A 15,816-nucleotide genomic window follows, 5' to 3' on the forward strand; every position below is an offset into this window, starting at 1 on the left:
GATAAATTACTTATCTATTTTAAGACATGAAATTTTTTATTGATACGGCGAATTTGCAGCAAATACAAGAAGCGCAAGATTTGGGAGTGCTGGATGGTGTGACTACCAATCCCTCTTTGATGGCTAAAGAAGGAATTAGCGGAGAGCAAAATGTTATTGATCATTATAAGGCTATTTGTGCTATTGTGGATGGTGATGTGAGTGCAGAAGTGATTTCGACGACTTACCCTGAAATGATAGCAGAAGGCGAAAAGTTAGCCGCATTGCATCCGCGAATCGTAGTTAAAGTTCCGATAATAAAGGATGGCATTAAAGCCATCAAATATTTTAGTTCTAAAGGAATCAAAACAAACTGCACATTAGTTTTTTCAGCTGGACAGGCATTGTTAGCTGCGAAAGCAGGTGCTACATATGTTTCTCCTTTTATTGGAAGATTAGATGATATCTCAGTGAATGGACTAGATCTTATAGCCGAGATTAGAGAAATCTACGACAATTATGGATATGAGACGCAAATTTTAGCGGCTTCGGTACGTCATAGCGCACATATTTTAGGATGTGCAAAAATTGGTGCTGATGTCATGACAGGACCTATTTCTGCAATTGTGTCTTTGTTAAAACATCCATTGACAGATTCGGGGTTAGCCCAATTTTTAGAAGATCATCGAAAAGTATCACAATTAAACTCTAATTAAAATGGTCATGACTAGAAATAGTGTACACAATTTGGAGGCAATCTGTACTCAAGTACGCCGTGATATTGTACGTATGGTTCATTCTTGTCAGTCTGGACATCCAGGAGGTTCGCTTGGCTGTACAGAATTATTAGTCTGTCTTTATTTTGAAATCATGCAACGCAATGACCAATTTGATATAGATGGGATAGGCGAAGATCTTTTCTTTCTTTCCAATGGTCACATTTCACCAGTTTTCTATAGTGTCTTAGCAAGAGCTGGATACTTTGATGTCGCTGAATTAGCGACTTTCAGGAAGCTAAATTCTCGTTTGCAAGGTCATCCTACTACGCATGAAGGATTACCTGGTGTGCGTATTGCCTCAGGATCTTTAGGTCAGGGTTTGTCTGTAGCGATAGGTGCAGCACAAGCTAAAAAACTAAATGGTGATAATAAGCATGTCTTTGTCTTAATGGGTGATGGAGAATTGCAAGAAGGACAAGTCTGGGAGGCTGCTTTGTATGCTCCTCATAATAAAATGGATAACCTTATTGCTGTCATTGACTACAATGGTGCTCAAATTGATGGCGCAACGAAAGATGTGTTATCCTTGGGGAATCTTAAAGCAAAATGGGAAGCTTTTGGATGGAAAGTTATTGAGGTATTAAAAGGAAACCATATTCCTTCAGTATTGGAAGGACTTCATTTGGCCAAATCTTTATCCAATCAAAATCAACCTGTTATTATTTTGTTGAATACCGAAATGGGACACGGCGTTGATTTCATGATGGGATCGCACAAATGGCATGGTGTAGCACCCAATAACGATCAGTTAGCTGAAGCTTTGAAACAAAATCCAGAGACTTTAGGAGACTATTAAGAAGATTATTAGACAGGAGATATTAGATAAAGGAATCGTTCCAAAGAGGATATATCACATCAAAAGTCTCACATCTAAATATAAACATGAAAAAATATACATATACAGAATCAAAAGATACAAGATCAGGTTTTGGTGCAGGGCTGCTGGAAGCAGGAAAGCAAGATGAGCGTGTGGTAGCCTTATGTGCAGATTTGGTAGGTTCTTTGAAAATGCAGGATTTTATCAATGCTTTCCCAGAAAGATTTTTTCAGATTGGTATTGCGGAAGCTAATATGATGGGTATAGCAGCTGGTTTGACTATAGGAGGAAAAATTCCTTTTACAGGTACATTTGCAAATTTTTCTACAGGACGTGTGTATGATCAAATCAGACAGTCTATTGCTTACTCCGACAAAAATGTAAAAATAGCGGCATCACACGCAGGTTTGACTTTGGGTGAAGATGGTGCCACACATCAAATATTAGAAGATATCGGATTGATGAAAATGTTGCCTGGAATGACGGTAATCAATCCTTGTGATTTTAATCAAACTAAAGCCGCAACTATTGCCGTAGCAAAATATCATGGTCCAGTATATTTACGTTTTGGCCGCCCTGTAGTGCCAAATTTTACACCCGTAGACCAAACTTTTGAAATAGGAAAGGCAGTTTTATTAAACGAAGGTACAGATGTGACAATTATTGCTACGGGACATTTGGTTTGGGAAGCAATTCAAGCAGGAGAAAAATTGGAGGAAATGGGAATTAATGCTGAAATCATTAATATTCATACAATAAAACCTCTGGATGAAGAAGCTATTTTGGCATCTGTTAAAAAGACAGGGTGTGTGGTGACAGCAGAAGAACATAACCGCTTAGGAGGCTTGGGAGATAGTGTGGCGCAGGTTCTTGTTAAAAATTATTTGGTACCCCAAGAATATGTAGCAGTAGATGATAGTTTTGGTGAATCTGGGACACCTGCGGAATTGATGCAGAAATATGGTTTGGACGCAGAACATATTGTTCAAGCGGTACAACGTGTCATGAGCCGAAAAAAATAAAAACGATTAGAATTATTTAATCATAACCAATTATAAATAATACATCATGCTCAAAAAAATTCTCTTAATGGGACTTGTTTGGATGTTTGTGTCCAATGGTTTCGCTCAGCATGGCAAAGTAGCCCCTTCGGGTTTCGACGTGAAGAAGGAGCTTACTGCATATGGAAAGATCGATACGATAACCTATTCTTCCAAAACAGTAGGGACGAATAGACGTGCATTAGTATATACGCCACCTGGATTTTCTAAATCCAAAAAATATCCTGTGCTGTATCTATTGCATGGTATCGGTGGTGACGAGAAAGAGTGGTTTAATGGTGGTGTACCCCACATTATCCTTGATAATCTGTACGCTGAAGGAAAATTAGAGCCTATGATTGTGGTAATGCCCAATGGCCGTGCGATGAAAGATGACCGCGCTACAGGAAATATTATGGCGCCAGACAAAGTCGAGGCTTTTGCAACTTTCGAAAAGGATTTGTTAAACGATTTGATACCTTTTATTGAGAAGAAATTTCCTGTCAAAAAAGAGCAATCTAGCAGAGCAATTTTTGGTCTTTCTATGGGAGGTGGGCAATCTTTGAACTTCGGGTTGGGCAATTTAGATCATTTTGGATGGGTAGGTGGTTTTTCTTCAGCTCCTAACACGCGTCAAGGAAAACAATTGTTATCAAATCCAGAAGAAGCGAAGAAAAAACTCAAATTACTATGGATTTCTTGTGGTGATCAGGATGGTTTGATTGGAAATAGTAGACGTGTAAGCGATTATTTGAAACAAAATAATGTTCCGCACGTATTTTACCTGGAGCCAGGAGGTCATGATTTCAAGGTTTGGAAGAATGATCTGTATATGATCTCACAATTGTTGTTTAAGGATGTAGATTACAGCAAACTAAACGATCTGAGTCCTATAGGATTTACGCCAGAAACTAATGTGAGAAGAGCAAAGTATCCCCAAGTTTTACCAAATAGTAAAGTACATTTTCAAATCCATGCACCCGAAGTGAATAAGCTTCAAGTGGATCTTGGAAAAAAGTATGATATGACAAAGGATGCAAATGGTAATTGGACTGTCGTAACAGATTCCATCGGTGAAGGAATTCATTATTATTCACTTTTAGTAGATGGTATGGCTATCGCTGATCCTGCAAGCAAAACCTATTATGGAATGGGAAGGATGGCTAGTGGCATAGAAATTCCATTTGCAGGAGGTGATTATTATGCTCTTAAACAAGTTCCGCATGGTGAGGTACGCATTAAGCGTTATTTTTCTCCTGTATTGCGTGAATGGCGTCAATGCTACATTTATGTCCCTGCAGGATATGACAAATCCGCAGAAAGTTATCCTGTTTTATACTTATTACACGGTGGAGGCGAGGACGAAACGGGGTGGGTGAATCAGGGAAAAACTGATTTAATCATGGACAACCTGATTGCAGAGGGTAAAGCAAAACCTATGGTTATTGTCATGATGGATGGAAATATGACTGTACCTGGCGGTGGTGGCGCATTTTCTGAAGCTCCTTTGAAGGTTTTTGATCGTGAGTTGAAAGAAGTTTTGATGCCTTTTATTACTTCAAATTATAAGGTGAAAACGGGTCGCGAAAACACAGCTTTAGCGGGGTTATCTATGGGCGGTATACAAACATTATATGCAGGTGTGAAGGATTCACAATTATTCTCAGCTTTAGGCGTTTTTAGTTCAGGATGGTTTGCCAATCAAAAAGAATTAACCGATCCTCAATATGCTTTCATGAAAGAACATAAAGACGAAATCAACAGAAACATAAAATCATTCTGGGTATCTATGGGTGGCAAAGAAGATATTGCATATAATAATTGTCAGATAATGATGTCTAAATTTGATGAGTTAGGCATAAAGTACACTTATTCTGAATATCCAGGTGGTCATACTTGGCCAGTATGGAGAAATAATATTTATAAATTTTCTCAAGAGTTATTTAAATAAATTAATTTTATTAGACTCTTTAGGATATACCAAATAAACCAAGTTATGAGACAGCCGATCCTTAGTATTTATTTTCTTTTAGGACTTATATCTTCTTTTTATCTACATGCTCAGACTAAAGATAAAGGAAGTTTGAAGCTACAATACGATACGCCAGCAGACGCTAGAGTCTGGGAACAAGCGTTACCTATTGGTAATGGCCGTTTGGGCGCTATGGTGTATGGTATACCTGACAAAGAAGAATTACAGCTCAACGAAGAAACTATATGGGGCGGTGGTCCTTATCGCAATGATAATCCGAAAGGTGGATCGAATCTGAAGAATATTCAACAATTGGTGTTTGAAGGTAAATCTCCGGAAGCAGATAAATTGATCAATGAGACATTTTTTACCAAAACACATGGTATGCCTTATCAGACTGCAGGCGGTGTGTTATTGAATTTTGAAGATCATAAAAATTTTCAAAATTACTATCGCGAGTTGGATATTGAGCAAGCAAAAGCAACGACCCGATATGTAGTAGATGGTGTTACATACACCAGAGAAGTGATTTCTTCTTTTTCGGATGATGTGATTGTAATGAAAATATCAGCGAGCAAAAAGGGAGCTCTAAATTTTGAGCTGTCTTATAAAAATCCAGCACAACATTCTATTTATGCGAAGGATAATGCTTTGGTTTTGCAAGGTAAAGGCAGTGATCATGAAGGTATCAAAGGTGAGATAGTCTATCATACGTTGAGTTCGGTTAAAAATGTAGATGGTACGGTTGTAATAGACGACTCCAAAATTCAAGTAAAAAATGCAAGTACGGCTGTAGTCTATATTTCCATTGGAACAAACTTTACTAATTATAAGTCTGTCTCAGCGGATGGATATAAGAAAGCTTTGGAAAAATTGAATAAGGCAAAAGCTGCTAAATTCGAAGAATCGTTAGCTAAGCATTCTAAATTATACTATGCACAATTTGGTCGTTTTCAATTGGATTTAGGAAAACATAACGAATCTTCTACAATCTCTACAACCGAAAGAATCAGACAATTTCAGCAAACACAAGATCCAGCTTTAGTCACGCTTTTAACTCAATATGGACGTTATCTGTTGATTTGTTCTTCTCAGCCAGGTGGTCAGCCAGCTAATTTGCAGGGAATTTGGAATAATTCATTAACACCTCCGTGGGATAGTAAGTACACGATTAATATTAACACAGAAATGAATTATTGGCCCGCTGAAGTAACCAATCTTTCGGAAACGCACAAGCCTTTGATTCAGATGACGAAAGAACTTTCCGAATCGGGCAAAGAAACAGCCAAAGTATTATATAATGCAGAAGGTTGGGTAGCTCACCACAATACAGATATTTGGCGCGTAACAAGTCCCATAGATTTTGCGGCAGCAGGAATGTGGCCAACGGGCGGTACTTGGTTGGCACAGCATGTTTGGGAACATTATCTCTACAATGGGGATAAAAAATATTTAAAAGAAGTATATCCAATTCTAAAAAGTGCTAGCGACTTCCTTCTTTCGACATTAATACCTCATCCTAAACATACGGATAAAGGATGGATGGTCTTGTCACCTTCTATTTCTCCAGAACAGGGACCGATGTCTGCAGGTGTAACCATGGATAATCAACTTGTCTACGATATGTTGACGCGTACAACTATTGCTAATGAAATATTAAATGAAGATATCGCTTACCGTGAAAAATTATTAGCCATGGCTAAGCGTATTCCGCCGATGCAAGTCGGTAAATATACGCAACTGCAAGAATGGTTAGAAGATGTAGATGATCCCAAAAATGAACATCGACATGTATCACATTTGTATGGCTTATATCCAAGTAACCAAATATCGGCTTATACTACGCCCGAACTTTTTGAAGCAGCGCGGAATTCATTAGTATATCGAGGTGATTTTGCGACAGGATGGTCCATTGGATGGAAAGTTAATTTGTGGGCGAGATTATTGGATGGAAATCGTGCGTATAAGATCATTAATAATATGCTAACATTAGCAGATAGAGAAAACCGAAATGGTCGTACGTATCCGAATATGTTTACGGCTCATCCGCCATTCCAAATTGATGGAAATTTTGGATTGACTGCGGGTGTAGCTGAAATGCTTGTTCAAAGTCATGACAATGCAGTACATCTTTTGCCTGCATTACCAGATGCATGGAAGAAAGGTACGGTAAAAGGTTTAATGGCACGGGGAGGATTCGAAATTGACATGCAATGGTCGGATAGTAAGGTGCAAACTGTAAAAGTCCTTTCTAAGATAGGTGGAAACCTGCGTCTTCGTTCTCATGTACCTTTGACTGGAAAAGGATTGAAAGAAGCACATGGTACTAATCCTAATATTTTAAATAATCGTATAGAGGTGCCAAAACCGTTGGTATCACCACAAGCACAGATAAAAGGATCTGATTTGAAAAAAATATATGAATACGATATCCCTACTGTTGCAGGTAAATCCTATTCATTTACAATCGTTAAGTAAGTATTCGAAGGAAAAAATATGTTATTACTCGGAATAGATTTAGGTACGTCCTCTATTAAAGTCTCGGTCATCGATGCGCAGACAAATAAAAAGATAGCTTCGACTCAATATCCGGAGACAGAAGCTGCGATCCTTTCAGAACAGCCGGGTTGGGCTGAGCAAGATCCAGCGACTTGGTGGAATTATACAAGATTGGCTATTCAAAAGTTGAATAGTTTAGGTTTGTATAATCCTAAAAATATCGGCGCAATAGGAATTGCTTACCAAATGCATGGACTTGTAGTGGTTGATAAAGATCACCAACCCTTGCGCAATTCTATTATTTGGTGTGATAGCCGCGCGGTAGAAATTGGAAATGCTGCATTTTCAGAATTAAGCCCGACAGGATTTTTGGATGCTCACCTCAATTCGCCAGGGAATTTCACAGCATCAAAATTAGCTTGGGTAAAACAATTTGAACCCGAAACTTATGAGATGGTACACAAATTTATGCTTCCAGGAGATTTCCTGAGCATGTGTTTTACAGGTGAAATTAATTCTAATATCAGCTCCATTTCGGAAGGTATTCTATGGGATTTTAAGAAAAAAGATATATCAGATACCTTACTTAATCATTATGGTATTTCTTCTGATTTAGTACCTGAGATTTTACCAGTGTTTGGAAATTATGGGAAAGTAAAAGCTGAGGTGGCAGAAGAATTGGGACTTTCCACAGAAGCTTTCGTGAGTTATAAAGCAGGTGATCAGCCTAATAATGCCCTGTCTTTGAATGTTTTTGAAGCTGGAGAAGTGGCTGCGACAGCTGGGACTTCAGGCGTGATTTACGCGGTGACAGATCAATTAGTCTATGACAAAGAATCTCGGGTAAACACATTCGCACATGTCACACACGAAAATGAAAAGCCAAATTTGGGTGTTTTGCTGTGTATCAATGGTACGGGAATTCAAAATAGTTGGATCAAGAAAACAACGGCGTCATCCTATGATTATATGCAAATGAATCAACTGGCTGCGGATATTTCTATAGGTGCTGACGGACTAATCATTTTGCCTTTTGGTAATGGCGCTGAGCGTATGCTCAACAACAAAATGGTACAGGGACATATGGAGAATATTGACTTTGTTCGTCATAGTCCAGCTCACTTATGGCGAGCGGCACAAGAAGGGATTGCATTCTCCTTCAGATATGGTTTAGATATTTTAAGACAAAATGGTATTGAACCTAAAGTTATCAAAGCGGGACATGCTAATATGTTTTTGAGCCCAATATTTCAACAGTCTTTTGCAGGCGTCACAAATACGCCGGTAGAACTTTATGATAATGATGGTAGTGTCGGTGCAGCATTAGGCGCAGGGCTAGGTGCAAAAATCTTTAAGTCGCGCAGTGAAGCATTTGCAGGATTAGAAAAGCACGCAACTGTAGAGCCATCACATGTCACATTGTATGATGAGTTGTACGATAAATGGAAAAATAGCTTAATTAAAAAACTAACAAAATAAGAGAAAATGGAAATTTTATTAGGAAATCAAGAGTATTTCAAAAACATTGGTCAGATCAAATATGAAGGTGTAGAATCCGATAATCCGTTAGCTTTTCGTTGGTATGATGCCAATCGCGTAGTTGCAGGAAAGACTATGGCTGAACATTTTAAGTTTGCTTGTGCCTATTGGCATTCATTTAATGGCAATGGTTCCGATCCTTTTGGCGGACGTACGCAGTTTTTCCCTTGGGATGTGCGTTCGGATGTAGTGGATAGAGCAAAAGATAAGATGGATGCAGCATTTGAGTTTATGACCAAAATGGGACTTCCATATTACTGTTTTCACGATGTAGATTTAATTGATTACAGTGATAATGTAGTAGAGAATGAAAAGAATTTAGATATTATTACTTCCTACGCACAAGAAAAACAACAACAATCAGGAATTAAGTTGCTTTGGGGAACAGCAAATTTATTTAGTCACCATCGTTATATGAATGGTGCTTCTACTAATCCGGATTTTCATGTGGTATCACATGCTGGTGCTCAGGTAAAAGCAGCTATTGATGCGACCATAAAATTAGGTGGACAAAATTATGTGTTCTGGGGTGGACGTGAAGGGTATATGTCACTTTTGAATACAAATATGAAGCGTGAGCAAGATCATTTGGCTCGTTTCTTACATATGGCAAAGGATTATGCACGTAAAAATGGATTTACAGGTACTTTCTTTATCGAACCAAAACCATGTGAGCCTTCGAAACATCAATATGATTACGATGCCGCTACGGTAATTGGTTTCTTACGCAAATACGATTTGTTAGATGACTTCAAATTAAATCTGGAAGTGAATCACGCGACTTTAGCGGGTCATACTTTCCAACATGAGTTGCAAGTAGCTGTAGACGCAGGTTTACTTGGGTCTATCGATGCGAACCGTGGTGATTACCAAAATGGTTGGGATACAGACCAATTTCCAAATGACTTGAATGAATTGACAGAATCCATGTTGATTATTTTAGAAGGTGGAGGCTTACAAGGAGGAGGTGTAAATTTTGATGCCAAAATCCGTCGTAATTCAACGGATCCTGCAGATTTGTTTTATGCACACATCGGTGGAATGGACAATTTTGCTCGTGCATTGGTGATTGCTGATAATATTTTACAAAAATCAGATTACAATAGCATTCGTGCTGCTCGCTACGCAAGCTATGATAGTGGAGCAGGAGCAGATTTTGAAAATGGCCGCTTAACATTGGAAGATTTAAGAAATTATGCTGTTCAAAATGGTGAGCCAAAATTAATTTCAGGTAGACAAGAATACCTTGAAAACCTAATCAATCGCTTTATATAATTACCAAACCAACTCGATAAATAAGTCCTTAATTCTAGCCTCATATAGCACATATTGATAAAATATAGCAATTAATGTTAAAATGGGGTTAGAATTATTATTCATTAGAAAATAAATGTTAAATTGACGTTTATTGTAACCATTTATACTTTTCTATGATGAGAACCTTTGCTAAAGCAGTGGGCATATTATTTGTCTACGTCTTATTTTTCAGTAGCATTATTTTAGGACAGAAAGCCACCAACCCAATCATATTTGCTGATGTACCGGATATGTCTATGATTCGTGTCAATGACACTTATTACATGAGTAGTACGACTATGCATATGAATCCTGGAGTGCCTATTATGAAATCCAAAGATTTAGTGAATTGGCGATTGATAGGCTATTGTCATCATTCATTAGCTGATATGGATGTATTGAATCTTGAAAATGGAAAAAACACATACGGTCGTGGCACATGGGCAAGTAGTATTCGTTATCACAATGGAACATATTACGTAAGCACATTTGCGCAGACTACAGGTAAAACTTATATCTATACCACAAAAGATATTGAAAAAGGAGATTGGAAAGTTCATGAATTTTCACCATCACTGCATGATCATACCTTGTTTTTTGAGAATGATAAAGTGTATATGATTTGGGGTGGAGGAAAGATAAATATTGTAGAATTAAAATCCGATTTGTCTGGTATCAAACCAGAAACCGAACGTGTATTAATAGAGAATGCCACAGCGGTAAGTATGCCTGCTGGAAAACAAGGAGGACTTCCGGCAGAAGGCTCGCAATTATTCAAAGTAAAAGACAAATATTATTTATTCAATATATCTTGGCCTCCAGGCGGCATGCGTACGGTTATCGTGCATAAAGCTGACAAATTAGAGGGACCATATGAAGGACGTGTCGTGTTGCAAGATAAAGGGGTGGCACAAGGCGGTCTTATTGATATGCCAAATGGTAAATGGTATGCTTATTTGTTTCAAGATCATGGAGCGGTAGGTCGAATTCCATTTTTGGTACCGGTGGAATGGAAGGATGGATGGCCAGTATTGGGCATCGATGGAAAAGTTCCTATGGAATTAGATTTACCAGCAAATCAAAGTTTAATTCCCTATATCGTTAGTTCAGATGAATTTAATAGAAATATGGGGGATCCTGATCTGCCTTTAGTATGGCAATGGAATCATAATCCTGCAAATGATTTATGGTCATTGAGTGAACGTACGGGGTATCTACGTCTGAAAACAGGAAGATTAGACACTGATTTCTTACAAGCGCGTAATACATTGACACAACGTACTATAGGTCCTACTTGTGAAGGTACTACATCTTTGGAGGTAACCAATATGAAAGATGGAGATTTTGCAGGCTTATCGCTTTTACAGAAAAACTACGGTTTAGTAGGAGTTCGTGTAGAGGGAAATAAAAAATCAATCGTGATGGTAAATGCGTCTTCAGGAACACCTGAAGAGGTAGCAACAGTTCCTTTTGAACAAGATATAGTTCATTTTAAAGCTGAATGTGATTTTACAAATAGAAAAGATGTAGCAAATTTCTTCTATAGTTTAGATGGTTCAGATTGGAAACCAATCGGCACGACTTTAAAAATGGCGTATACGCTTCCACATTTTATGGGATACCGTTTTGGCTTGTTTAATTTTGCAACCAAAAATATAGGTGGATATGCGGATTTTGATTATTTCCGTATCGACCAATAAAAATAAAGTAACCAATTATAGTTTTCTGTTATGATAAAAAAATGCATTGCAACGGCTTTTTTATGTGGTTATGCTGCACTAAATGTGCTCGCTCAAAATCCTATTGTACAGACCAGTTTTACACCTGATCCAGCACCAATGGTGTACAAAGATCGTGTGTATATGTACGTTGGAGATGATATTCCAGGATATGATTTTTATTATATGACCAAATGGAGGTTATTCTCTTCTGCGGACATGGTTAATTGGACAGATCATGGTGTGCCATTGGCTTTGGAAGATTTTTCTTGGGCTATAGACCGTGCCTGGGCAGCACAATGTGTAGAGCGCAATGGAAAATTTTATTGGTATATCTGTGCACAGACGAATCAAAATAATGTCGGAATAGGCGTAGCTGTATCCGATAGTCCAACAGGTCCATTTAAGGACGCAATTGGTAAGCCCTTGATTATGAACGGCAGTTGGTCAAATATTGATCCAACAGTATATGTAGATGATGATGGTCAGGCTTATATGTACTGGGGAAATGGCACTTTATATTATGTCAAATTAAATGAAGACATGATCTCTTATTCCGGAGATATAGTAGAAGTACCCCAATCTATCGAATCTTTTGGCGGTGTAAGACGTCCTAGAGGAAGTGAAAATCAACAACCTCCAGCAGAACCTAATAAAGATATGTTTATTGAAGGACCTTGGTTTTTCAAGCGGAATGGTATTTATTATCAGATGTTTGCAGGAATGGAAAAAGGAACTGAATGTCTTTCTTATTCAATTAGTGATAACCCAACAGGTCCTTGGAAATATCAAGGTCGTATTATGGTGAATCAACCCACCAACAGTTTTACTAATCATGGAGGCGTAATTGATTATAAAGGTAAATCGTATCTGTTTTATCATACAGGTTTGTTGCCAGGAGGCGGCAGTTATGGACGTTCATCCGCTATTGAAGAATTCAAGTACAATGCCGATGGAACTATTCCTTTGATTAATATTTCCAAAGAAGGAGTTTCTCCTGTGGGTACGATCAATCCCTATGTGCGCAATGAAGCGGAGACTATTGCTTGGGCAGAAAAGTGTAAAACAACACAAGACGATAAAGTTGGAGTATATGTTACGAATACGCGAATTGGCGGATACATAAAGGTAAGAGAGGTAGATTTTGGTAATACTTCACCAAAAACTTTTAAAGCCTCAATGGCTTCTGGATTAGGTGCGGGTATTGTAGAAGTCTATGTGGATAGTATTGGAGGACCAAAAATAGCAACATTGAAAGTTCCTCGCACAGGCGGATGGAATGAATGGAAAACTTTATCCACTACCATAGAATCTCCAGTGACAGGAAAACATGATGTTTATTTTGCTTTCAAAGGTGAAAACCTAACAGCAGGTAGAGAGCTGTACAACTTTGATCATTGGATTTTTGAGAAATAATGTAGCCCAATGAAGGTATTACGTTGGAATATAATTGTAGTCTTATTGTGCTTAGGTTTAATATCGCAGGCTCAAAACCCTATTGTCCAAACGATGTATACGGCCGATCCAGCCCCTCTCGTACATAAGGATACATTGTTTCTTTATGTCGGAAGGGATGAAGCTGAAGCGCCGAAAAATCATTATCTCATGCGTGAGTATCGATTGTTTACAACTACAGATATGGTGAATTGGACAGATCGCGGTGCAGTATTACGTACTTCTCAAATATCTTGGTCGGTTGGCGATGCCAGTGCTGCTCAAGTTATAGAATGCAATGGAAAATTCTATTGGTATATTTCTACAATGAATAACACGCCCGGCAAAGGAGGTGTATCCATTGGGGTTTTAGTTGCAGATAGTCCAGCTGGTCCTTTCAAAGATCCATTGGGTAAAGCACTTGTGACCAATGATATGACAACGCAGGCTAAGCATGCTTGGGATGATCTGGATCCAACTGTTTACATCGATGACGATGGACAAGCTTATTTATTCTGGGGAAATGGCATTTGTTATTGGGCTAAATTAAATCCCGATGTGATTTCTTTAGCGAGTCCAATTCAGGCTATAAATGCAAAAGATAAAGATGTGTTTGGTCCTGGATTCACGGAAGCACCTTGGGTTTACAAACGGAATGATGTGTATTATATGCATTATGCTTCTGGTTTTCCGGAATCGTTACACTATTCTACAGCGAAAAATATTCAAGGTCCTTGGAGTTATCAAGGGGAAGCGATGCCATTGGAAAAGGGTAGTAACACCAATCATCCAGGCGTCATTGATTACAAAGGAAAATCTTACTTTTTTTATCATAATGACGCGCTACCTAACGGACATAGTTATGCAAGATCGGTAGCGGTTGAAGAATTCCAATATCTTCCAGATGGTAAAATGCCGCTATTGAAAATGACAGATAAAGGAATTACTAAAGCTGTAGGTGTGCTCAATCCTTACACAGTGGTTCAAGCAGAAACAATAGCATTTGCTGAAGGTGTGACCGCATACGATGATAAGGATAGAGGAGTAGTGATAGGGGAAATTCATCAAAATGACTACATCAAAGTGAGAGCAGTAGATTTCGGTGAAAAAGGCGCAACAAAATTTAAAGCAACAGCATCCAGTCGATACCATGGAGGTACGATAGAGATTCGCTTAAATAAGATAGATGGTGAATTGATTGGAAATTTACAAATTCCTTATACGGGTGAATGGTCGAATTATGTAACCAAAAGTGTGGAGGTGAAAAAGATAACAGGAGTTCAAGACGTTTATTTCGTATTCAAAGGAGGTTCTCCACATGAGTTATTTAGGTTTGACAGTTGGGAATTCCAACACTAATTATGAATTAATATGCAAAAGAAACTAATCAGTTATTTACTATATACTTTCTTCGGTGCAACAACTGCTGTTGCGCAGAATCCGATTATTCAAACGAATTACACGGCAGATCCTGCTCCTATGGTTTATAACGATAGATTGTATGTGTATACTACGCACGATGAAGATGAATCTACTTGGTTCAATATGAACAACTGGCGTGTATATTCAACAAATGATATGGTCAATTGGACCGATCATGGGGTAATAATGTCGTATTCAAATTTTGAATGGGCTAATGGTGACGCTTGGGCAGCACAATGTATCGAGAAGAACGGAAAGTTTTATCTGTATGTTCCTGCTATTGCGAAAGAAAATAATAAACCAGCAATTGGCGTAGCTGTAGGTGATAGTCCCATAGGACCTTTTTACGATGTATTAGGAAAACCATTAGTTCAAACGGATTGGGGTGATATAGATCCAACCGTATTCATAGATGATGATGGACAAGCCCATTTGTATTGGGGAAATCCTGATTTAAAATATATCAAATTGAATGAGGACATGATTTCTTATTCAGGAGAAGTTGTGAACGTGCCGATGGTGGAAAAAGCTTTTGGTAAACGCGAAGGAGATCCTAAAAGGCCAACAGAATATGAGGAGGGACCTTGGCTTTACAAACGTAACAATCTATACTATCTGTTTTGGCCGGGAGGTCCACTTCCGGAATTTATAGGCTATTCTATGAGTAAAAGTCCACAAGGTCCGTGGGAATATGGAGGAGTCGTAATGGCGCGTGAAGGAGGCGCTTTTACAAACCATCCTGGTGTAATAGATTTTAGAGGAAAGACTTACTTTTTTTACCATAATGCCGCTTTACCAGGAGGAACTGGTTTTACACGCTCCGTGGCGGTTGAAGAATTGAAGTTCAATAAAGATGGAAGTATTTCTCCGATCAAAATGACTGAAGGTATTCTAAAGCCTTTGGCAACTATTAATCCTTTTGAAATTAATCAAGCGGAAACGATTTCTTGGTCAAAAGATTTCAAGTCTTTTCAGAATAAAAAGGTCGGTGTTTTTGTAAAAGCTAAAAAGAAAGACGCTTTTACAAGTATAAAAAATGTTGACTTTGGTACATCAGCTGCACGCTCATTATTTGCCCGTGTGGGAACTACACATAATGGTGGCGTTACATTGGAAGTTCGTTCTGGAAGTGTGGATGGAACGCTGATAGCAACAGTAAAAGTACCATTGACTGGAGGAGATGATAGATGGGCGAATGTAGAGGTCAAATTAGATAATGCTATCACTGGCGTTCACGATCTATATTTTATAGCGAAGGGTAATGCGCCTTCAAATATTTTATTTTTTGATTACTGGAAATTTGGCAAGAACTGATAATCTT

Annotated in this window: 11 protein-coding genes; all 11 read left to right on the forward strand. The window is 38.3% G+C overall.

All coding sequences use genetic code 11. From position 1 onward, the window contains the following. Window positions 1-26 precede the first annotated feature (26 nt). The 11 genes from fsa to G5B32_RS02335 all read left to right on the forward strand — a co-directional run bounded on the left by fsa (window position 27) and on the right by G5B32_RS02335 (window position 15,809). Entirely contained in the window at window positions 27-695 is a 669-nt protein-coding gene (gene fsa, locus G5B32_RS02285; protein ID WP_165289930.1) for a fructose-6-phosphate aldolase, read from the forward strand. 7 nt (window positions 696-702) lie between these two features. Continuing rightward, complete coding sequence (locus G5B32_RS02290) at window positions 703-1,554, forward strand: transketolase (protein ID WP_165289931.1); 852 nt, start codon at window positions 703-705, stop codon at window positions 1,552-1,554. An 86-nt stretch (window positions 1,555-1,640) separates the two neighbouring features. Then, the gene (locus tag G5B32_RS02295; protein ID WP_165289932.1) at window positions 1,641-2,597 is read left to right on the forward strand and encodes a transketolase family protein; all 957 of its coding nucleotides are present in this window, start codon (window positions 1,641-1,643) and stop codon (window positions 2,595-2,597) included. 46 nt (window positions 2,598-2,643) lie between these two features. Continuing rightward, on the forward strand, window positions 2,644-4,566 hold the full coding sequence (locus G5B32_RS02300; protein ID WP_165289933.1) for an alpha/beta hydrolase-fold protein: 1,923 nt from the start codon (window positions 2,644-2,646) through the stop codon (window positions 4,564-4,566). A 45-nt stretch (window positions 4,567-4,611) separates the two neighbouring features. Next, complete coding sequence (locus G5B32_RS02305) at window positions 4,612-7,065, forward strand: glycosyl hydrolase family 95 catalytic domain-containing protein (RefSeq protein ID WP_165289934.1); 2,454 nt, start codon at window positions 4,612-4,614, stop codon at window positions 7,063-7,065. An 18-nt stretch (window positions 7,066-7,083) separates the two neighbouring features. After that, entirely contained in the window at window positions 7,084-8,565 is a 1,482-nt protein-coding gene (locus tag G5B32_RS02310) for a xylulokinase (protein ID WP_165289935.1), read from the forward strand. Between the two features lie 6 nt (window positions 8,566-8,571). Continuing rightward, complete coding sequence (xylA, locus tag G5B32_RS02315) at window positions 8,572-9,900, forward strand: xylose isomerase (RefSeq protein WP_165289936.1); 1,329 nt, start codon at window positions 8,572-8,574, stop codon at window positions 9,898-9,900. Window positions 9,901-10,055: 155 nt separating this feature from the next. Then, entirely contained in the window at window positions 10,056-11,621 is a 1,566-nt protein-coding gene (locus tag G5B32_RS02320; RefSeq protein WP_223815185.1) for a glycoside hydrolase 43 family protein, read from the forward strand. A gap of 30 nt (window positions 11,622-11,651) precedes the next feature. Continuing rightward, window positions 11,652-13,055 (forward strand): glycoside hydrolase family 43 protein, encoded by a 1,404-nt coding sequence (locus G5B32_RS02325; protein WP_165289937.1) that lies wholly within the window; start codon window positions 11,652-11,654, stop codon window positions 13,053-13,055. A 9-nt stretch (window positions 13,056-13,064) separates the two neighbouring features. Next, the gene (locus tag G5B32_RS02330) at window positions 13,065-14,432 is read left to right on the forward strand and encodes a glycoside hydrolase family 43 protein (protein WP_165289938.1); all 1,368 of its coding nucleotides are present in this window, start codon (window positions 13,065-13,067) and stop codon (window positions 14,430-14,432) included. 12 nt (window positions 14,433-14,444) lie between these two features. Beyond that, on the forward strand, window positions 14,445-15,809 hold the full coding sequence (locus G5B32_RS02335) for a glycoside hydrolase family 43 protein (protein WP_165289939.1): 1,365 nt from the start codon (window positions 14,445-14,447) through the stop codon (window positions 15,807-15,809). Window positions 15,810-15,816: the final 7 nt, after the last annotated feature.

The organism is Sphingobacterium sp. SGL-16, from assembly GCF_011043515.1.
Lineage (GTDB): Bacteria > Bacteroidota > Bacteroidia > Sphingobacteriales > Sphingobacteriaceae > Sphingobacterium > Sphingobacterium litopenaei.

Coding starts and splice junctions, on each gene's coding strand:
- G5B32_RS02335 (WP_165289939.1), top strand. CDS start 14,445: ATGCAAAAGAAACTAATCAGTTATTTACTATATACTTTCTTCGGTGCA.
- G5B32_RS02305 (WP_165289934.1), top strand. CDS start 4,612: ATGAGACAGCCGATCCTTAGTATTTATTTTCTTTTAGGACTTATATCT.
- G5B32_RS02310 (WP_165289935.1), top strand. CDS start 7,084: ATGTTATTACTCGGAATAGATTTAGGTACGTCCTCTATTAAAGTCTCG.
- xylA (WP_165289936.1), top strand. CDS start 8,572: ATGGAAATTTTATTAGGAAATCAAGAGTATTTCAAAAACATTGGTCAG.
- G5B32_RS02290 (WP_165289931.1), top strand. CDS start 703: ATGACTAGAAATAGTGTACACAATTTGGAGGCAATCTGTACTCAAGTA.
- G5B32_RS02320 (WP_223815185.1), top strand. CDS start 10,056: ATGATGAGAACCTTTGCTAAAGCAGTGGGCATATTATTTGTCTACGTC.
- G5B32_RS02300 (WP_165289933.1), top strand. CDS start 2,644: ATGCTCAAAAAAATTCTCTTAATGGGACTTGTTTGGATGTTTGTGTCC.
- G5B32_RS02295 (WP_165289932.1), top strand. CDS start 1,641: ATGAAAAAATATACATATACAGAATCAAAAGATACAAGATCAGGTTTT.
- G5B32_RS02325 (WP_165289937.1), top strand. CDS start 11,652: ATGATAAAAAAATGCATTGCAACGGCTTTTTTATGTGGTTATGCTGCA.
- fsa (WP_165289930.1), top strand. CDS start 27: ATGAAATTTTTTATTGATACGGCGAATTTGCAGCAAATACAAGAAGCG.
- G5B32_RS02330 (WP_165289938.1), top strand. CDS start 13,065: ATGAAGGTATTACGTTGGAATATAATTGTAGTCTTATTGTGCTTAGGT.